Source organism: Herbaspirillum sp. 1173, from assembly GCF_031455335.1.
Lineage (GTDB): Bacteria > Pseudomonadota > Gammaproteobacteria > Burkholderiales > Burkholderiaceae_D > Herbaspirillum > Herbaspirillum huttiense.
This window is the reverse complement of sequence record NZ_JAVDSP010000010.1, coordinates 165,355-185,799: the sequence shown is the minus strand read 5'-3', so window position 1 is coordinate 185,799 and position 20,445 is coordinate 165,355. Positions and strand designations below refer to the sequence as shown.

Below are 20,445 nucleotides of genomic sequence, written 5' to 3'. Positions count from 1 at the left end.
AACCTCCAGCTACGGTCCGTCGAGCCTGGCTGGAATCGAATATGATCGACAACCGACTCACTGCCTGACTGGCTACAAATTATCGACGCAGGTCATCAGATCGAGGCGGAGATTGCCACGTCTTCAGTATTTACCGGGAAGACTTACTCCGTTCGGCATGAGTTGGTGCTGGTGATCTGTAAACCAGCAACCAACGAGGTCATTGAACGTATTTCACTCAAGGGTAATGACGTTGGTGCCGAGACCCTGTATCAATTGTGGTCCTATGTCCGCCGGTTCATGGCCTACGGCCCGTCCCGTATTCCAGTGCTGATGACACGGGAGCAGAGTGTCGGCTTCGTCAAGAGCCTGTTTCATTTCATGCCTTACCTTTCCCCAACCGAGGAGGGCCGGCGCTTCCGCAGCAAGATGCGGTGGCTGGACTATCCGATCATCTTCCTGACGATCTGGTTTTTCTGGATCTGGCTGCCGTTGGGCCTGTCTCACTACGTTGCCATGCGATTCGCTCCGTTACCCAAGTGGCCTCCGGACATCGATGCCGAAAGCCGCTCCCTATAGAGCTCTCCCAGTAGTCTCCAACAAGATGGTTAATGAAATGTATGAAGGAAAGACAGAAGGTCGTGTGGTGATGATTTCTATGCGCATATTGATGCTGACTTGCATCAGCTCACTGGGTATCGCAGGCTGCCACGGCGATGACGCCACTGCAAAGGATGACGCCGTGGCGCGGCTCGTCGAAGCTACACGCAACAATCTGCTGCCAGTGAAAGGCGGCGATTTCCTGATGGGGGATTTCGGTGAGCGGCACTCATCCGAGAGGCTCCCATACACAGGAGAACCCAATGCGCAGCCCTTGCATGAGGTACGGCTCTCAGATTTCTCCATGCTCAAATGGAAGGTCAGCAATGATGAGTACAACGTGTTTGCAAGCCAGAACAACCGGCACAAGGTAAATGACCGCGAGGGCGATGCCACTTCGGAGAGAAACGCTCGTCTTCCGGATAGCGGACGCTTTCCGGCCATGGTCCTCTGGAAGGAAGCGCAAGATTACTGTGCGTGGCTGGGAGAGAAACTGGGACAAAAGATGAACTTGCCGACGGAAGCTCAGTGGGAATATGCCGCTCGGGATGGTGGCAAGTTCTATATCTTCGCCACAAATGATGGCAGCTTCCGAAACGGGGTGAATGTAATTTCTCATGAACAGGCAGAGGCGATCAGTCAGGATCCATTTTTCCCTGTGCCCGTAGGAAGCGCACCCGCGAATTCGTCGGGGCTGGGTGATTTCGCCAAGAGTGGATTGGAGTGGGTGCGAGATTGGTATGACGATAATTACTATGCACACTCCTCAAAGCTCGACCCTGCAGGACCCGCTGCTGGTGATCTCAAAGTCGTGCGTGGCGCTCAAGCCAGCAGCTCAGTGCCAGCAATGACAATGGCGCGCACGGGAAGACGTCCCGATGGCGTCGATGAGAAAGTTGACAAGTTATTCCAGGAGCAGGGATTCAAGCCAATTCGGTTCGGTGCCACTTTCCGCTGCGTTACGCAGCAGTGACTATCCAAGATTCCCGGAAAATCCTTTCCAGTGAGTCCAGCCAGTAATGGTCGCAAGAAGTTGAACTGCATTTATTCACCCTTATTCTTCTGCAGTCGCGAACACCCGCCCCCAACCCTTGTCCAACCCCCTCCAAGGCCCGTCACTTCCAGCACGCGCATGCTGAAACAACGGGGATCATCATGACAAGAAAATAACTGATCAGGATCGTATCGACCATGAAACTGCCCACCCTGAAATCCTTGCTCGGCGTCAAGCCACCCACCTCTGCCGTCGACCCGCTGCTCAAGCCCATCAATGACAACCATCCCGGCGGCGAAGACCTCTCCTTCACCGCCGACCTGGACGCCATTGCCGAGGCACGCCGCTTCGATGATCCGACCCTGGACCAGGGCGAATGGGTCACCGACATCAAGGAAGCCGACTGGATCTTCGTCGAGCAGCGCTGCGCCCAGCTCATCGAAACCCGCAGCAAGGACCTGCGGCTGGCCGTCTGGTACAGCGAAGCCGCCTGCAAGACGCGCGGCCTGCGCGGTCTGGGGGATGGGTTCCTGCTGGTGGCCGGGCTGTTCGACCAGTTCTGGGATCATCTCTATCCGCTGTCGGAAGACGGCGACCACGACCGCCGTGTCGGCAACCTGACCTGGCTGCTGTCGCGTTCGGTGCAGATGTCGCGCGAAATCCCTCTGACCGAAGGCCGTGGCAGCGCCTTCTCCCTGCTCGACTTCGACGCCGCCCGCACCCGCGCGGCCAATGCTGAACGGATCGCCAACGAAGGCGGCCAGCCGGAAGAGGGCATCAAGCTGGCCGTCATGGAATCGGCCCGCAAGCGCAGCTCACATGCCTTCTATGAAGCCATGCTGGCCGATACCCAGTACTGCCTGCAATGCCTGGAACAACTGGAAAAATCCGTGGATCAGCGCCTCGGTGTCGATGGTCCCGGCTTCTCATCCGCCCGCGAGGCGATCACCCTGGTTCACGACACCATCGCCCGCTTCGCAGCAGATACCGGCCTGCGTTCGGTAGCTCCTGCAGAGATCGCCGTGGCCGATGAAAATACGGCGGCCGTGGCCGCGCAATTGAGTGAGCAGGGCAGCCCTGTTGCAGCGCCGGTCCAGCATCAGGGACCGATCCGCACGCGTGCCGAAGCCATTGCCCAACTGCGCGCCGTGGCAGAGTTCTTCCGCCGCACCGAGCCCCACAGCCCGGTCGCGCACCTGGCCGACAAGGCCGCACAATGGGGTGAGATGCCCTTGCACGCTTGGCTCAAAACCGTCATCAAGGACAACGCCGCACTGTCCCACGTCGAAGAACTGCTGGGATTGCAACCGCCGCCACAGGACTGAACATCGCCTGGCGACGCGCCCAAAGAAAAAAGGAACCGCAAAACAAGCGGTTCCTTTTTTTCATGCCGGGCGAGATTCGCCCGCGTCTTGTCTTACTTGGCAATACGGAATTCGATCCGTCGATTCTTGGCACGCCCTTCAGCCGTATTGTTGGAAGCGACCGGACGATCCGGACCCTGGCCCGAGGTCGTCAGCAGACTTTCATCGACCCCCTTGGCACTCAGGTAGGCCTTGACCGCATCAGCCCGTGCCAGCGACAGCGAGATGTTGCTGGCGCGCAGGCCTTCATTGTCGGTGTTGCCGATGATTTCCACGTGCCGGCCCTTGAGCTTGAGCATGGTCGCAGCGATCTCATCGAGGATGCGTTTGCCTTCGGGCGTCAGGGTGGCCTGTCCGCTTTCGAAGGCCACCACCCGGTTGGCCAGGGCGTTGTCCAGCAGACCCTGTTCCGAAGTGGAGACCCGCAAGCCATTGTTCACGGTATAGGAAGAATTGAGGCTGCTGGCCATGTCGCTGGCGATCTGCTGACGCTGCGCCTCATTGGACACTTCGCCCGAAATGCTGACGCTGGTGCCATCGATCTTCAACTGTCCACGGCTGACTGCCTTGAGGTTGGGCGAAATCAGCTTCTGCACGTGATTGTTCCAGTTGGCCGGCAGCACCACCTGGCCGACCGCAATCTGATCCACCACGCGGTCAGCGCCATAGACCTCGCGCAGGCGCGCCAGCGCGGCCGCCTTGCTGGCTTCATCGGGGACGGTGCCGGTCACCAGTACCTGGCCCGGTGCGGGCGTGGCGACCGGCGGCGCAACGTTCTGTGCATGAACGACTGAGCAGGCGAGCCAGGCCGCGCTCAACAGTGCCAGCCGGCGGGTTTGGGAAAGAATGTTCGTCTTCAAGATTCAGGCTCCGATGAAAGCTTCGCGGAATGAGGCCAGGGCCGAGGTCAGCGAGAGGTCGGGATGGGCCAGGTAGCTGGACAGTTTCTGGATGCCGTAGTCGCTGCCCACATGTTCTTCCACCCAGTCGGCATCGTCGAAGGGGATGTTGTGCTCGGCACCGGCCTGGATGTCCATCACCGAATGCAAGGTGCGCGGCGAAGCGCCGGAGAAGCCGAGGAACATGGCCGGCTGATCATCCAGCCGCGTCAGGAACAGCGCCAGCTCGAAATCGGCCCGGGTGAGGAAGGGCGTGATCAGGTGCATCCAGAAACTGGCCACCAGGCTGCGATACATCGGGTCGCGCGGCAGCGGCAGGATCAGGTTCTTGTCCAGGCGGCTGGAGGTGCTGGCCATGACCGGCTGCAGCAGCAGCCCCAGCGCCAGCAACAACTGGCGCAGATTGCCGGTGAAGCCGGCCTCGGCCAGCATCTGTTGCAGCGAGCCCGTGGTCTGCAGATCCAGGAAGTCGGCAAAGGCCGCTGTGTAGCCGGCGCTGTTGATGTCCAGTTCCAGCGTGGTCGACGCCAGGGTTTGCAGCGGCTGGGCCGGATCGGGTGCCGTCAGTACGCTTTGCGTGAGCGATTCCAGCCGCGACCAGAGACGCGAGAGGATCAGAGGACTGTTGCTGACGAAAGCGACCGGATCCTCGATATCGAAGGCGCTCATCGAAATGAACGGGAAGCGGCGCTGCGACTGGTCGCCGCTGGCACGCAGGTGGCCCGCCACGGCACGCCGGCTGCGCGGTCCCATGACCACGAAGTGCAGGGGCTTGACGCCGTCGTAGATGATCTTCCAGCGCGCATCGCGCGACAGCAGCTCCATGGTCTGCGCCAGCCAGTTGTCCAGCAGCGTGATCAGAGCGGCGTTGTCAGTGGCCTTGATGAAATCCCCGCGCGCCGGAATCTTGCCGAAATAGCCGATCTTGATGGGGGTGCCGGTTGCACTCATTGCTTAGCCCCTGTAGTCATGGATTGAGTTTGCGATTGCACTTGCGCTGCCGGAGCGCCAGCGGGCGCAGTGGCCGGCGCTGGCGTCGGGACCTGCGCCGGGGCAGGCGTCGGCGCTTCCGGTGCGCCGCCAGCGATGGTTTCCGGCAGTTTCAGGCCACGCAGAGCGGCCGTGCCGCGGGCGGCACCGTTGCTGTTGCCGGAGACTTCGGCGCTGCTGATGATCTTGAGATTCACCACCACCGTCACGCCGTCATTGGTCCACGACAGTTCGAAGGCACCGTTGTCCTTGCGCTTGCGCTGGGCCGTGTTGATCAGGCGTTCCAGGCCGAAGCGTCCGGGCTGGTTGGCCACTTCCACCGTGCGGCCGTCATAGGTCACGGCCGTCACCTTGGCACCCGGAGCGCCTTGCGGATTGGGCCACACGAAGTTGGTCCACTGCGCCTGGGTGTTGCGGTAGCGCAGTTGCTGGCCATCGATCTCGATGGTGTATTCCAGAGCGCCCGGTGCCGGTTGGGGCTGGATCTGGAACACCGTCTGCGCCTCCGCAGCGCCGCCACCCGCACCAGAACCGCCCGGGGCGCTGATCCAGTCGGCGAAGCTGGTGGTGATGGCCGGCGACAGGGTGATGCCCATGTCGGCCCACTTGCGCGGCGACAGCGTGTCGCCCCGGCGCACCACCAGCGGACCCATGGCCGTGGTCACGAACTTGGAGATCGCACCGTTCTCGCCAAACACCGTTCCGATCTCGCCGCTGTTGGCTTCGATCTTGGAATTGGGCGAGAACGGATACTTGGCGGCCAGGTTGTTCTGGAACGGTTCGTACACCTGAGCACGCCAGATCTTGTTGACTTCGCCTTCGGTCGGACGCACCAGTGCATTGAAGCCCTGCACCAGCGGACGGACCAGCAACGGGCGCAGCGTGGTCTTCTGCTGGTCGTTCAGGCCGGGCAGCATTTCTTCATCGACGAACTTGAGCGAATCCGACAGTTCCGAGCCGTTGCCCTCCAGCGTCTGCTGCATCAGCTGCTTGGCACCGGGGCCGGTGTCGCCCTGGTTCTTGATGGTGTTCAGGCGGGTACGCAGCTTGGAGAGATTCTCCATGTAGCCGCGCATGAGCGAATTGCCCTTGTCCTTGCTCACCACCAGGCGTGCCACGCCGGCGAATTCGCGCCCCACCGGTCCCATCGGGATGGCGGTGCTGCCGTCGGTATTGAGCTGGGTCGGTACCGGGGCCGGCGAGCGGCGCAGGATGGTTTCCTTGAACCAGCCCATGAAGCCCTTGCTGGCGTTGGCCAGACCGGCATCGACCAGGGACGGGTTGTCCCACGAGGTTTCGTCGTAGACGGTGTTGATCACCTTGTTGAGCGGCGAAGTCAGCGGGTCGCCCAGACGGTTCATGGCATTGGTGGCGTCGTCCAGGTTGCGCAGTTCGACGATGCTCACGCCCTGCAGGAATTTCTGCCACTCGCGTGCATATTCGGTCTTGTACTGCGACACCAGTGCCTTCTGGATCTGCTCGGGACTGCCTTCCAGCGTCAGGTCATCCTTGGTGGAGGTCTTGAGCACCCAGTCGGCGCTCTGCAGTTCCTTGTTGGCCGCTTCCTTGAAGGCATCCTGCACGAACTTCTCCCATGCATCGCGGGTGAAGGTGCCGGGGATGGCGTAGCTTCCCATGACCAGTTCCTTGTCCTTGTCGCCGACGATGCGGGCCACGGTCATGGAAGCGAAGCGGGTGGCGGCGCGTGCCTTCACATCGGCATACACGCGTTCACGCGCCGGCATGCCACGCACCACGCGGCGCAGGTTCTCTCGGGTCTGGTCGACCAGGGTCAGCTTGCTTTCCACGGTCGGCCAGGACGGATCATTGATCTGCTCCAGCGAGAAGCTGATCAGGCGCTCGGCGCTGCGGATCATCTGCTCGCGCGGCATGGTGCCGCGGTTGGTCTCCAGCCAGCCGCGCCAGAAGCGGGTGATCTGGTCGCTCAGATGGCTGGATTCGGCACGCGACTTGTCAGACAGCATCAGGTAGGTCTTGAGCGCGTTGTAGGCATCTTCCACACTGGTGGCCGAGCTGTCCTTGTAGGTGCGCAGGGCGTTGGCCGCCTGGGCCGCATTGTCGGCCACCGTCGTCACGCCTCCGGCTTGTTGCGGCTTGGCCATCGGTTCCAGCTTGCCGGAATTGGCGTTGACTTCCATCAGGTAGGTTTCGATGTTGGAGGACACCGGCTTCAACATGATTTCCTTGATGCCGGCAAAGTATTCCTCACGCAGCTTGCGCTCCAGCAGATCGCCCTGGTACAGCCCCAGGCCCACCGAGATCGGGCGGCTGGAACGATAGCGATCCAGCTGCTCGATGCGATCCTGCAGGATCTCCAGCGCTTCGAAGCGCGATTGCAGGTCCAGGCGCTTTTCCTGCAGCTTGACGGCCTTGTCCATGTCGGCCTGCACATTGGCCACCAGCTGGCGATTGCCCATGTAGGACCAGCTCCAGCCGCCCAGCAATGCCCCCAATACGGTCACCGCCGCGAAGAAGGTGATGTAGCGCATGCGGATCTTGTTGCGGCTGGTGTACTGCGCCACCAGCTGCTTGTCCGCGAAGATCACCTGCTTGAACAGGTTGTGCAGGAAGAAACCGTGCTGGGAGAAGATCTCGCGCTGCGGCTTGTGTTCGAGGGTCAGGCCGAAGCGATCGGCGATGCGCTGCGAAGAGGCGCTGACGGTCGCGCCTTCCTGCAGCGCGCTGGTGAAGTAAAAGCCGCGGAAGACCGGCTTGAACTGGAAGGGATTCTCCTCGAACAGCGTGGTCACGAAGGAACGCAGCACACCCTTGATGGACGAGAACTCCAGCGGGAAGGTCAGTACGCCCGGTGCCAGGTTTTCGCCGCGCTTGACGGACATGTTGGCCAGGCTCATTTCCTTGAGGCCGGCGTAGAGCTCGTCGAAGCGCTCGTCAAAGAAGCTGCTGACCTCCTGTCCGCTGCGCTTGCGGTCATAGGCGAGCGTCGCGCCCCAGACGCGATCGCGTTCGCCGCGTTCGGTGTCGAGGAAGAATTCGTTGAAGCCGGTGATCAGGTCGGCCTTGGTGAAGACCACATAGACCGGCGCAAACACTTCCAGCTTCTCGGTCAGCTCCTGCACGCGCTGGCGCAGGTTCTTGGCCAGGTTGATGGCGAATTCCGGACGGTTGCCGGTCAGCTCGGCGATGCTCACCGCAATGATGATGCCGTTGATCGGTGCCTGCTTGCGATAGCGCTTGAGCAGGCCGAGGAAGCTGAACCATTCATTTCGGTCTTCTTCGTACACCGAGTATCGCCCGGCAGTATCGAGCAGGATGCCGTCGGTGGTGAAGAACCAGTCACAATTGCGTGTACCCCCCACCCCATGGACGATCTTGCCGCCCTTGTCCGCAAAGGGGAACTGCAGGCCGGAGTTGGCGATGGCGGTACTCTTGCCGGCCGCCGGGTTGCCGATGACCATGTACCAGGGCAATTCATACAGTGCGGCCGCACCGGATTTCTGTCCCAGCTTGGACGTCTTGATGGTGTTGATCGCGTCCAGCATGCGCTGGCGCAGTGCATTCACGTCGTCACGCCGCGCACCGTCGCTGCTGGCGGGGGCGGCTTGCGAGGCTTGCTGTTCCAGCACGTTTTCCAGCTTGCCGGCGGCGCGCCGGACTTTCCAGCGCTTGTAGAGCCAGAAACCCAGCCAGACCAGCAACAGCAGGCCGAGCAGGGCTGCCGCCCAGATCAGGGCCACTTCGAGCTGGTCGGCACCGATGAAGAGGAAGGCCGCCAGGGCGGCGAAGCCGAGGAGGATGAGGACGCGCGTGTCGCTGAGGATGTGCCAGAGTCGTTGCATGATGTGAGCGCTTTGGTGTGGAGTTCTTGTTATACGGTCGCTGAAGCAGTGACGGGGGATGCCGGGGTTGCGGTGGATGCAGCTGAATCGGAAACGGGGGCCGGCGCCGCCGCAATCGCGGGTGCGCGGCTGAGGGCGACTACGGCGCGCTGATGGGCATCCTCGTTGCAGACGCACAGGCTGGGCTGATCGCTGTCGTCGGTGGCGGCGTGCGCCAGCACCAGTGCCGACAGCGCCGTGGCCAGGCCGGCCGAACCGCAGCTGGCACCCAGCTTCACGCACTGGCTGCCGAGGTCGAGTTCGGGCAGCACGGCGTAACCCAGCTTCATGATTTCATCGGTGCGGCTGGCTCGGTAATCGCCATCGCTGACCAGCAGCGCGAGTTGATCGGGCACGATCGCCGCATCGCGCAGCGCGCCCTGCGCCAGCTGGATCAGCAGATCGCCCGGTACGCGGCGTGCCTGGTCGACGGACTGTTCGTGACGGCCCAGGCTGGCCCGGTGCAGCAGCACCGGATCGGCAGTACCCATGGCCAGTGCCTGGGTGGTATCGGCCAGGATCAGTCCGGTTGCAGCTTCTGCCGGGGATTTGCCGATGCTCTGTGCGCCTTGCAGCAATTGCTTGTCCTGCTGCCACGCTTGCACGATCTCCGGATCCAGATTGGACTGGGCCGCAATGACCATGGCGAGGTAGGACGAGGCGAGGTAAGGGGAGGGCTGTTGCGTACGCGGATCGCGGCTGGTCGCCACCAGCCGGTCCAGGTGCAGCAGGGGATGCGCATTTTCGCCGGCGGCGGCCGGGAGGACGTTGAGCTTTTCCGGTGGCCAGCCTTGCTGGCAAACTTGTTCACCCAGCCAGCGGGCGGCCTGCATGCGCTGCTCGCCGCTCCAGGTGGGGGGCAGCAGCACCAGCAGATGCAGATGCGGCAAGCCGACTTCCTCCTGGCGATGGCGCGGCGCGTCTTGATATTCTTCCAGCAGGGGATGCCACTGCAGCCGATCGCCCAGCTCCCGGGCGATGTCTGCGGCCAGCGCCAGGCTGCGCCAGTGTGCATTGTCCTGTGGTGTCAGCGCCTGCTCGGGGAAATGCTGCTGCTGCCAGGCCTGGTAGATTTCGCGTGTTTCTTCACCTTGAACATCGGAAATGCGCCCGGCGAGTATGGGCATGCCCTGATCGTTCACCAATTCGCCATCCAGGGGCAGGCGCAGCGATTGCGACTTGATCTGTTCGAGCAGGTCGGCGGCATCGGCGCCGAAGGGCGAGCGCAGGGCGGTGGCCACGATGGCCAGGGTCCATTTGCGTTCGGGGGAATGGCCGGGTTCGGTCACTGCTGCTGCCGGGGGCGGTGCGGCGGCTGCAGCGGCGGCCTTGGCAGCAGCGGCTGCGGCCATGGCGCTTCTGCCCTTGGCGATGCCCCATACCAGCAACAGGAAGACGGCCGGCAGCACCAGCAGATAGAGAATGACGTCACCGCCATCCGGCATGTGGTTGGCACCGGACCAATAGGTGATGAACATCACCCAGGTGACCAAGAAGACTGCGACGGTCAACAGACCCCGCTTTATCCATGTGCTCATCAGCGTTCGCTTTCCGGATTCTTTTTGTTGTAGTAAGCCCTGTCCCTGTCGTGATGGGTGGTGTCGCTCAGAGTGTCGTGGTGGCCTGGCCGGCAATGAGCACTGCGCCGCACGCGGTCTTGTCGCCGTCGCGCGCCACCGGTGCGCCGTCCACCACCATGGTGGGATCGCCGCTGACGATGGTGGTGGTGCCATGGCGGGGACAACTGACCTTGTCGCCGATGCGCGCCACCAGCTTGTTGCCGACCAGGGTCTGGCCGGAACCTTCGATGACGCTGCCACCGTGCGAGGTCTTGTCTCCAAGGACGATGATCGGCTTGCTCATGGTGTATCCCCTTGTATTTCTACGATCTGTCTTTCGTCGGACGGCGACGTACAGGGCCGCGTCCAGCTCTATTTCTTCATCACGCCCGGCATGCGGTATTCGGTGTGGCCGAAATCCATCAGCTTCCAGCGGCCGCCCCAGGTCAGACCCACCGACTCGGCGACCTCGCCATAGAGGCGATAGCCTTCCATGGCCCATGGATCCTTTTCGCTGATCACCAGCTTGCCATTGCGCACAAAGGCGCAGTCGCCGGCCAGGCCGTACTGGTGATAACTCTGGAACGCGGCTGCATTGGTGACGTTGCTGCCCATCCCCGCCAGCATGGTCTGGCGCTCCGGACTGCGATAACCCTCGATGAGCGCCATCTCGTAACCATGCTTTTCCTTCATGATCTTGAAGACCAGGAGCAGGCGTTGGGCGTATTCAGGATTGAGCAGTTGCCAGTTGCGGCTGGCGTTGACCAGCATCGGACGGACCTGGATCACCTCAGCAGTGGTAAACATGTCCGGCGGCAAGGGCGGCGGTGGTACGAGTTGCTCACCTTTTAAAAGTTCCGCGATTTGAGAATTGGTTACGCGCTGGGTGTCGTCAAAACCCTGCAGCATCGATTTGCCGCTTAATAGAAATGCAACGATGGCTGGACCAATCAGCAAGACAGCAATCGTTGACACAATTACGTAATTATTGCGCACGTAGTCGACACTCGCTGTCAGGGAACTCCGGACGCTGGATGTGGTCCCTGCAATCACCTCATCGCCTCTTCTGTTCCAGCGTTCCCAGCGGGATCGCAGGCCGGCAAGCCGGGCGTGCAGGAAGCGTAATGTCAGCACTCTGCCGGATGGAAACAGCAGCAGCCACATGGCGAAGCCGGTGACCAGCAGATAGGCGGCGATGAGAAGGAACAGCACGACGAATCCCCTTTTTATTCTGGCCGGCGCTGGGTGGCACTGCGGTGCGGACGCCGACACGTTTCTGGAATTGAGCCGGCGCGTCAGCGAGACCGAGAGCGACTGGCAGGAAACGGAAAATTAATAAAAATCAAACAACTTGTTTCAAGTTGCACAACACAGGAGTACGGCCTTGCAGCCTCCGAACCAAGAGAAACCTGCATCCAGAAGACCGAGCTTGATGCCTGCATCCGACACTTCGTCTGCGGATGAAGTTCGCATCCTCAATTCGATTTCGGATGGAAAGACCAAAGCCCGCAGCAGCAGCGGGGAAGCGCGCAAGCCGCGCCGTGTGCTGTTGATCGTGCTGCTGCTGTTGCTGCTGGCAGGTGGCGTCACACTGGCGGCCCTGCGCATGAACAGCCATGACGCCGCGAGCACCCCCGTGCAGGCTGCGGCGGCACCGCCGGTGCCACCTCTGGCTTCTGCCGCGCCGACCACCACCCCGGCACCGGGTGCCGTTGCGGAGCCCGCCACCGGTGCCGCCGCCGCACCGGCCGCGGCACCTGCCGATACCGCGGTCATCAATGACACCAACGCCCCCGCGCCCGATGCGGCGTCATCTCCCGCAACCGCAGCGCGTGGACCGGACCAGTTGACTTCGGCCCTGGAGGATGGCGTCAAGCCACCGCCGGCGACGCTGAAGAACGCGCTGGAAGCCAAGCCCGAGAAATCCGACAAGCCCGCCAAGCCGGCCGCCCAGCACGAGGACAAAAAGAAGAAGCCGGCCAAGGCAGAGAACCGCAACGACAGTGATGTCGATCTGATCAAGGCGCTGGTCGCCCGCTCCGGCGAGGTCGAGAAGAAGCGCAACGCCAATGGCAGCAACAATGGCGGCACTGCCGCCAACGCTGGCAATGGCACCAGTGCAGATGGCAGTCCGCAGAAGTCCGCCCAGGCGCACGCCAACAACACCAAGTCCAAGGAAGCCCGCAACGTCGACGTGGTGGAGCGCAAAAATGGCGAAAGCACCGCCTCGCTGCTGCAGCGCTGCCATGCACTGGGCTTCGTGGAAGGTGAATTCTGCCGCTGGCGCATCTGTTCGGGGCGTTGGGATAGCGATCCCGCTTGCAAGGTGCCGCAGGCCGATAACTGAACCGGGCTCGGCTTGCGTTGCGCAGTGTGGCCCCTCCTGATCTGAAACGTGTTCCTTATTCTGACCAACCGGTGACCGATGTCTGAGCTGCTGAACCAGCTGGTGCAATTCACCAGCGCGACCCGTCTCTACCGCCTCTCCCTGGGAGAGGGCGTCGCTGCCGGCGACCTGCTGGTGGAGGCCTTCGCCGCCTCGGAAGGCTTGCACGCCGTCGGGGTACGCGAGGTGATCGTCCTGAGCCTGAATGCCGGACTGTCGCTCAACACCCTGATCGGTCAGCGCGCCAGCTTGCAGGTGAGCCTCTCGGATGGCTCCAGCGCCAGTTTCTCGGGGTTGGTGAACGAAGCCGCCAAGCTCGGCAGTGAGGGCGGGTTTGCCCGTTACCGGCTGCGGCTGGTGCCGTGGATCTGGCTTCTCAGCCAATCACGCAACAGCCGCGTGTGGCAGGACAAGAGTGTTGTCGAGATCATCGAGGATGTCTTCGCTGCTTATACCCCGCATGCCGACTGGCATTGGTCGGACGACGTGATGCCCTTCCTGCAGGACCTGCCGCCGCGCAGCTACACGGTGCAGTACCGTGAGAGCGATCTCGACTTCGTGAGCCGCGTGCTGGCGGCCGAGGGTTTGTCGTGGCGTGTCGAGGAATCCGGCGAGGCCAGCGCCGGCCATCGTCTGGTGCTGTTTGCGGATTCGTCCCGCAATACCGCTTTCCCTGAAGACGCCAGCAGTGCCGCCGGCCTTGGCGGGCAGGGTATCCGTTTCCACGCCGGCGGCGCACGCGAGGAGCAGGACAGCATCCAGGCACTGGCCGCGCGCCGCGCCTTGCACCCGGCGTCCTTCACCTTGCTCTCCTACGATGACAAGAGCAAGCAGGCGGTCGCCACCAGCATGCCGACCCGCCAGGCGTTCGGCCACCAGGATGCGCCGCGCCTGGAGAGCTATGACAGCCCTGGTCTGTATGCCTATCGCAATGCCGCAGAAGCGGATCGCTACGCCCAGTTGCACCTGGAAGCCAGCGAGGCCCGCAACAAATTGTGGCAGGCCCGCAGCACGGTGCGCACGCTGCGTCCCGGCACCCGCTTCACGCTGACGCAGGGGCCGCTGGGCTTGTCTGCAGCGGCCGGCAAAGCGCCTGAATACGCCGTATTGTCGGTGGTGAGTGCAGGCGTAAATAATTTACCCAAGGATGCACAGGAAGGGCTGGCCGAATTGTTCGGCCCGCTGCCGCCGCTGCTGGAAGAATGCCTGGCGGCATGCCAGTCCCTGCAACAAACCGTCCAGGGCAGTTTCCAGCCTGATTCAGTGGCCGTGAGTGAGCGTGCCGATCTCGATGCCGTGATCGCACAGGCCCGCAAGCTCGGCTATGCCAATGCCTTCGAGGCGATCCGTGCCGATGTGGTGTGGCGTCCGGTGCTGGCGGATGGCACCGGCCTGTATCGTCACGCGGGTGCCACCGCGCGAGGCAGCCAGAGTGCCATCGTGGTCGGACCCAACGGCGAGAGCACCGCCAACGGTGCCGATGAAATCCATTGCGACCGCCTGGGCCGGGTCCGCATCCGTTTCCACTGGCAGGGCCGCAACAACGATGCCGCCGCGACCTGCTGGGTGCGCGTGGCGCAGCGCTCGGCCGGTGGCGGCAATGGCATGCAGTTCCTGCCGCGTATCGGACAGGAGGTACTGGTGCAGTTTCTGGAAGACGACATCGATCGGCCGGTCATTCTGGGCGCGCTCTACAACGGCCAGGGTGAAGGTTCTGCCGCACCCACGCCCGCAGGCGAAGCCGCGCAGGGTGGCGAGCAGGAGCGCAACAAGGTCTTCACCAGTGCCAGTGATCTTTCTCCCAGTGGCCAGGGCAATCTGGCCGGCGGCAATGCGCCGACCTGGCACGGCGGCAGTCAGGATGGCGAAGGCCATCGCAATGCCGCTGCGCAATGGGGCATCCGTTCCAAGGAATTTGGCGGGGCCGGCTACAACCAGTTGCTGTTCGACGATACCGATGCCCAGGGCCGCATCCAGCTCAAGACCTCGCAGGCGGCCTCCGAACTCAATCTCGGTCACCTGATCCATGCGGCGGACAATTATCGCGGCAGCTTCCGTGGTACGGGGGCCGAACTGCGCACCGATGCGTATGGCGCACTACGTGCGGGCAGCGGCATCCTGTTTTCCAGCTACCGGATCGAACATGCTGCGGCCAGCCGCGATCCGGCGGGCGACAATACCGGCGGCATGGCCCTGCTGAAGCAGGCCACGCTGTTGGGCAAGACCTTCAACCAGGCGGCGGTGACCCACAAGACCGTCGCCATGGCCAGCCATGTCGGCCCGGCGCAGGCCAATGCCAGCCTAATCAACGACAGTGCCGCCCCCCTTGACGCCATGCGCACGGCAGCATCCGGCATGGTCGATGGCGCAGCCGAGAAGAGCGGCGAGGACGTGGCGGCCGCCAACACGCAGACGGGTGACGGGAAGGTCCCGCAGAGCACCTCGGCCCTGATCGGCATCGCCGCCAAGGAAGGCCTGGGCGTGGTCGCGGGCCAGCATCTGCAACTGGCCAATGGCGAGACGGTGAGCCTGATGTCCGGCCACGATAGCCAGCACGTGAGCGGCAACCAGTTGCGCCTGCGCAGCGGACAGGCCTTGGGTGTACTGGCCGGGGCCGTTGCAGCGGGCGAGGGTGGAACGGGTTTGCAGATGATCGCCGCGCAACAGAATATCGATGTACAAGCGCAAGCCGATACGCTGGCGCTACAGGCGCGTGATCAGGTGAGCGTGGTGAGTGCCAATGCCAGCGTGGATTGGGCGGCGGCGAAGAAGATTACCCTGTCTACGGCGGGTGGCGCCAACATTACTATCGAGGGCGGCAATATTACCGTGCAGTGTCCGGGCAAGCTCACCATTCATGCTGCGCAGAAGCTGTTCCAGGGGCCGGTGCGGCAGGAGGTACCGATGCCGGCCATGCCCAATAGCGTTTGCAAGGACTGCATTCTGGCCGCGATGAAGCAGGGTGCGCCGGGAATACTGGTATGACCGATAACCCTGGTCAGCCTCTGCTGGACTGGTGCAGAGCGCCTGCGCAGGCTCGGCTTCATCGCTTTGCTCTGCTCGACAGCGCACCGGTGGAAGGCGCGTTCCGACAGCGGCCCTTGCAGGGCCAGCGTTTTGCCTCATTGTTCGAAGGACGACAGGAAGCCGTCCTTCCCGAGATCGCCCCCTTGCTGATCGATCTGGAGAGTGCCCAGGGCGGCAGCTTGCAGCCTCTGTGTGAATGGCTCTGGTCGATGGGGCTTGAGCATCCTTGCCTGTCCTGGATGGCATCACCCTTGCCGCTTGATGCGCTGGCAGCCCATCTGCGGCTGTTCCATACGGTGGATCTGAGTGAGGGACAAACCATGCTGTTGCGTTGGTACGATACCCGCATTCTTCCGCAATGGCTGGGCTGCCTGACGCCGCAGCAACATGCGCAGTTCTGCGCACCGCTGCTCAGCCTGTCTTGCCTGGACCGAACGGCGCGTGTGCAGACATTTTTCCAGGGCCGCCAGGCAGAGCGTATTGCGCCCCTGTCCGAACCTCCATTGGGCAGATCATTGGTGCAACTCGATGACCGGCAATTTTTGCAGCTGATGCATGCCTCCCAGGTCGATATCCTGATCAATCGTCTGCAGTTGCTGATTGCCCCGGAGCTCGCGCGTGTGGCGCGCGGACGATTGGCTGCGTTCTTGCAGGCCCATGTCGACCAGCTCTGTGCTGCGGGGATAGACGATACCGAGTGTCAGCTTCAATGTCTCTTGCCAGCCTTGTACACCTCGGGTGCTGCCTGGCTGCACCCTGCCTTCGCCTCCTTGCTGCAAGCTCCGCCTGCCGGGTTCAAGGCCTTCGCTGCGACGATTCAGGCGCTTCCCGATGAGATCTATGCGGGTGATCTTCCCCTGTGGGAGAAGGAAGAGCTTGTTGGCGGACAGGATGCGGCTGCATGAACGTAGTGGTAATCAAAATTGCTGTTGGTGCGCTGCTGGTAGTGCTGGCGGGATGTGATCGACTCTCTTCCGAACCGACCTATAGTGGCTTGAGTCTTGAGGCGTTCAATTACACGCCCTATAACCTGGACCGCTTTGTGATCAAGGATAAATATGGAAACAAAGGTTCAGGTGGTGGAGATTTGCCACCTGGTTCGGGAGAAGGGAGCTTGTCCTGCTGCCATGAATTAAAGGGGACGGAGTTCGAAGTGGAATGGGATGCGTATGACGCTGATATCGCTTCACGTGATATTTATGCGCCGATCAAGATGATCAAGTCGACTGCAAAGGTACATATTTCTCCGACCAATATCAGAGGAGGATCAGGTGCCAGGATTCTGGGTTTACATTTCTATCCGGACGGTCATATCGAGCCTGAATTCAGGAATGACCTCGGCGGATCTCGATTCAACTTTGGCGCAATTGACCAACGCTTGGTGACGAAATACGGCGATCAGATGAATCCCGATGGTCAGATGAACCTCTTTGAAGTTTTCAGGCGCACGGCCCGTATCGCAGGACAGGGCTGGATCAAGTATCGCCTGATAGATGACGCAGACCTGGAGCAGTATGTGTATTTCACTCTGCTGGTAAACAAGAACTTTGATGAACATCCGCAGGTGAAGAAGATCTTGCAAGAAACACAGGGAAAGCCAGGCGCTTTTGCGACGGAGATGAAACAATTGCCTGCCTCGGCTATTGCCGAGATACGCCAGATCCCCTAGCGGAAATTGCAGGCCGGATTGATCATGAAGGTTCCCGCTGAAGAGCGTGAGCACGAAATTGAGATAACAGGAGATGGGATGAAAAAAATTGGCAGCGCCCTGTTCAGTGCGGTTGCTATGGTGGTGGCGTTGGTAGGGTGTGATGGCCTTTCCTCCGAACCCACCTATAGCGGCTTGAGTCTTGAGGCCTTCAATTACACGTCCTATAACCTATCCAGATTTGTTATTACCGACAAGTATGGAAATCAGGCCAGCGGCGGCGGAGATTTGATGCCGGGTTCTGGTGCGGGCAGACTTAGCTGTTGCTATCAATTGCAAGGCACGGAATTTAGCGTTGAGTGGAAGATGTATGACGCAGATGTCGCCTCCAAGGATCTTTACAAGCCAATTCAATATATTAGTTTTAAGGAAAATATCCATCTTCCTCCGACTAAGTTGGAAGGAAACGCAGGCACCAGAATATTAGGATTACATTTTTACCCGGATGCGCATGTCGAGCCTGAATTCAGGAGTGATTTGGGAGTATCTCGGATCAGTTACCGAACCGTTCATCGAACGCTTCTGCAACAGTATGGGAAAAAAATTGATCCGGCCGGAAAACTGAATGAAGCCGAATTATTCAGGCGGACGGCACGGATTGCCAGTGAAGCATGGAAAAAATATCGTCTTACGGACTCCGAGGATTTGGTGCAGTTTGTTAAGTTCTATTTATTGGTTAACCCCGACTTTGACCGATTTCCGCAGGTGCAGGAGATTCTAAAAGACACACAGGGAAAACCGGGTGATTTCGGTAGAGAGATGAATAGGCTTCCAGAGGCCGTTGTAAATCAAATTAAGACTTTTTCTGTCAGTGGCAAGGAGCAGTACCCATGACTCGCACTACCGGAGAAAGAGATGCTTCGAAACCAAGTCTGGAAGACCGTTCCCCGCCGGACCTTGCTATAAAAATGGCAGGTGCGAGGGCCAAGCAGAAAGAGGCAGAGAAACTTGCCTGCCAAGCTGATATACACGTCGGATTCTTTTTTGACGGCTTCGGCAGAAATCGAGATATGGATGATCCACAGACATCCCGTTATTCAAATATCTGCCGTCTGTGGGAAGCGCACAGAGATAACGAAGATGTTCGTCGGCCAGACAATCAGTTCTGGTATAGCTTCTATTACTCAGGATTAGGGACGCCTCTGAACAAGGATGCAGCTAATCGTGATCTCGTCCGCGCCGCTACCAAGATTGCGAAGAACGCCGGTGGCGCCGCCCTGTCTGCGGCGAGCAAGATTGCAGGCTACGATCGTGTGGAAAAGTCCGTAAAGACAGTAACTGGTGTTGCGGATCCGATGAAGCTGGGCGGCAAGGTATTGAAGAACTCGTTGACTGAGATGTCTTTCCGTCCTGTGGTCAAGGCTTACAAGGACGTGATCAAGGAAACCAAGGCCTTGCCCGGTAATGCGCGGCGCATGCTGACCATGGCCAGCGGTGATCGTTGGGTCATGCGTGGCAAGGCTTCGTTGCGAGGTTTCCTGTATGACCTCAAGAAAAATCCCTTGAAAGCAAGTTGGTCTGCTGCCAAGGTATTGATGGCCGATGTGGTGGCCGATTCCATTCCCATGGTCCGCGATAGTGCCGCCAGTGCCAGTCTCTTCGGAACCGGCGTTGACGTGAGGCTCAGTGCGGCCTTGGACCAGTTCAAGGCCGCCTACGCGGATGCCAAGGGCAAGATCCCCAAGATTCAACGTATGCAGGTCAGTGTGTTTGGTGCCGACCGGGGATGTGTCATCGCGCGAGCATTCGTCAATGAACTCGCTCGCATCTACAAGCGCGCCAATGAGCAGGACTTGGCCATCGACGGTAGCCTCATCGAAATCAAGTTCGTCGGGTTGCTGGATAGTGTCGCTTCGATCATGGAGGAAAACAAACTCATCGGTTTTCTGCCGCTGGTCGGTGTGATCAAGCAAAACTACGGCGATCGTGCTTTGGCAATACCGCCGGCCGTACAGCGTTGCGTACATTTCGCGGCGGCTCATGAACTACGTTTCTATCAACGCCTCGACAGCTTGGAAAAAACTCGCGGAGAACAATATCTTTATCCGGGTACCAGCGAAGACGTCACAGGTGGTTCCCCGGATGGAACGCTCAACTTCCGTGGGGAATTGCAACGAGTTCCTCTCCGGGACATGCTCCATGAGGCTCTGATTTCGGGCGTCATGATGGACCGCATGGAGGATCTTGCAATTTACAAGACTGAGACATTTCAAAAATTCTCCCTGGCGGCCCCCATCGTCGACGACCAATCCAGCTACCGCATGATGGAACTGGTCAACGCCTATCGCGCCGTCGTCCCGCGCGCGCCAGGCCTGGATTTTCTCAAGCACATGAGCGTCTTCATCTCCTGGCTGGCGGTACGCTACCAGTCCAAGGAATTCCGCGAATCCGTGACCACCCATGCAGACGCCGTGCGTGACGCCCAGGATCAACGGCGCCAGCGGCGTGAGCGTGCGGAGAAGGCGTTCGCAGAGGCGCGCCGCACCGCATCGACCGACCGCGAAGGCTATGGCCGGGCGATGGCCGAGTTGTTCGCGGCGCAGGATGATGAAACCCGCAACATGCCTAACACCGTCCTGGAAGTGCATCGCCCCTTTGTCAGCGTCTGGGAGCGTCTGGACAAGGAAGCGCAGGAGGTCATTGCGCAGCGGGCCCGCTATCAGAAGCAGCAGGATGACGAACCCAAGCGCAAGATGATATGGCAGAAGTACGTTGACGAGCATCCGGCCGTGTTCATGGACACATCGGGCCAGAAACCGACCTACAAGCCGGCACGTCCGTTGATGTCGCCCGGCGAGCTCACGCTGGCCGATGCCTGGATCAATGCCACCAATGGCAAGAACCCGCTACCGGACAAAGTGATGGCCCTGTTCGATCTGCTGGTCCATGACACCATGCTCACCAGCTGGCACGACCATGTTCTCTCTGCCACCTTGTATTTCCAGACGCGCGCCATCGATACCTTCGGCAAGACCGATGCCAAGAAGGAAGAGGAGACCAGGAAGAGCGACGACATGAATGCCGCAGCGGTACGGCGGTTGCAGGGCAATGCGCTTGTTGTCCCGAACTAGGGACTGAT

15 protein-coding genes are annotated in these 20,445 nt (G+C 60.7%); 9 read left to right on the top strand and 6 right to left on the bottom strand.

Going from position 1 to position 20,445, the window contains the following annotated elements; translation table 11 throughout:
* Positions 1-60: 60 nt before the first annotated feature.
* From J2X56_RS23955 to tssA, 3 genes are all read left to right on the top strand, one after another.
* Complete coding sequence (locus tag J2X56_RS23955; RefSeq protein ID WP_409025227.1) at positions 61-558, top strand: DUF6708 domain-containing protein; 498 nt, start codon at positions 61-63, stop codon at positions 556-558.
* Positions 536-1,552, top strand: a complete 1,017-nt coding sequence (locus J2X56_RS23950) for an SUMF1/EgtB/PvdO family nonheme iron enzyme (RefSeq protein WP_204727133.1) — start codon at positions 536-538, stop codon at positions 1,550-1,552. Before J2X56_RS23955 ends, J2X56_RS23950 begins: the two co-directional genes overlap by 23 nt.
* A gap of 218 nt (positions 1,553-1,770) precedes the next feature.
* The gene (gene tssA, locus J2X56_RS23945; RefSeq protein ID WP_121045733.1) at positions 1,771-2,898 is read left to right on the top strand and encodes a type VI secretion system protein TssA; all 1,128 of its coding nucleotides are present in this window, start codon (positions 1,771-1,773) and stop codon (positions 2,896-2,898) included.
* Between the two features lie 92 nt (positions 2,899-2,990).
* Here the strand turns inward: tssA and J2X56_RS23940 are convergent, their stop codons facing one another.
* The 6 genes from J2X56_RS23940 to J2X56_RS23915 all read right to left on the bottom strand — a co-directional run bounded on the left by J2X56_RS23940 (position 2,991) and on the right by J2X56_RS23915 (position 11,457).
* Positions 2,991-3,797, bottom strand: a complete 807-nt coding sequence (locus J2X56_RS23940) for an OmpA family protein (protein WP_121045734.1) — start codon at positions 3,795-3,797, stop codon at positions 2,991-2,993.
* Positions 3,798-3,800: 3 nt separating this feature from the next.
* Entirely contained in the window at positions 3,801-4,787 is a 987-nt protein-coding gene (gene tagF / locus J2X56_RS23935; protein ID WP_121045735.1) for a type VI secretion system-associated protein TagF, read from the bottom strand.
* Positions 4,784-8,647: a type VI secretion system membrane subunit TssM gene (tssM, locus tag J2X56_RS23930; RefSeq protein ID WP_310163295.1), complete on the bottom strand. Its 3,864-nt coding sequence runs from the start codon at positions 8,645-8,647 to the stop codon at positions 4,784-4,786. The genes tagF and tssM overlap by 4 nt, the downstream gene beginning before the upstream one ends.
* Positions 8,648-8,676: 29 nt before the next feature.
* Complete coding sequence (locus J2X56_RS23925; RefSeq protein WP_134134472.1) at positions 8,677-10,224, bottom strand: hypothetical protein; 1,548 nt, start codon at positions 10,222-10,224, stop codon at positions 8,677-8,679.
* 67 nt (positions 10,225-10,291) lie between these two features.
* Entirely contained in the window at positions 10,292-10,549 is a 258-nt protein-coding gene (locus tag J2X56_RS23920; protein WP_034334647.1) for a PAAR domain-containing protein, read from the bottom strand.
* Positions 10,550-10,617: 68 nt separating this feature from the next.
* Positions 10,618-11,457: a M15 family metallopeptidase gene (locus J2X56_RS23915; RefSeq protein ID WP_134223440.1), complete on the bottom strand. Its 840-nt coding sequence runs from the start codon at positions 11,455-11,457 to the stop codon at positions 10,618-10,620.
* Between the two features lie 220 nt (positions 11,458-11,677).
* On the opposite strand from J2X56_RS23915, the gene J2X56_RS23910 reads away from it, so the two are divergent.
* The 6 genes from J2X56_RS23910 (at position 11,678) to J2X56_RS23885 (ending at position 20,437) form a co-directional block, all read left to right on the top strand.
* Entirely contained in the window at positions 11,678-12,592 is a 915-nt protein-coding gene (locus J2X56_RS23910; RefSeq protein WP_310163288.1) for a hypothetical protein, read from the top strand.
* A gap of 78 nt (positions 12,593-12,670) precedes the next feature.
* Positions 12,671-15,616 (top strand): type VI secretion system Vgr family protein, encoded by a 2,946-nt coding sequence (locus J2X56_RS23905; RefSeq protein ID WP_121045740.1) that lies wholly within the window; start codon positions 12,671-12,673, stop codon positions 15,614-15,616.
* Positions 15,613-16,563: a DUF4123 domain-containing protein gene (locus J2X56_RS23900; RefSeq protein ID WP_121045741.1), complete on the top strand. Its 951-nt coding sequence runs from the start codon at positions 15,613-15,615 to the stop codon at positions 16,561-16,563. The genes J2X56_RS23905 and J2X56_RS23900 overlap by 4 nt, the downstream gene beginning before the upstream one ends.
* Positions 16,560-17,327, top strand: a complete 768-nt coding sequence (locus tag J2X56_RS23895; protein ID WP_209569277.1) for a hypothetical protein — start codon at positions 16,560-16,562, stop codon at positions 17,325-17,327. Before J2X56_RS23900 ends, J2X56_RS23895 begins: the two co-directional genes overlap by 4 nt.
* A 24-nt stretch (positions 17,328-17,351) precedes the next feature.
* Entirely contained in the window at positions 17,352-18,200 is an 849-nt protein-coding gene (locus J2X56_RS23890; protein WP_310163282.1) for a hypothetical protein, read from the top strand.
* On the top strand, positions 18,197-20,437 hold the full coding sequence (locus J2X56_RS23885) for a DUF2235 domain-containing protein (RefSeq protein ID WP_245202293.1): 2,241 nt from the start codon (positions 18,197-18,199) through the stop codon (positions 20,435-20,437). The genes J2X56_RS23890 and J2X56_RS23885 overlap by 4 nt, the downstream gene beginning before the upstream one ends.
* The last annotated feature ends 8 nt before the right edge of the window (positions 20,438-20,445 follow it).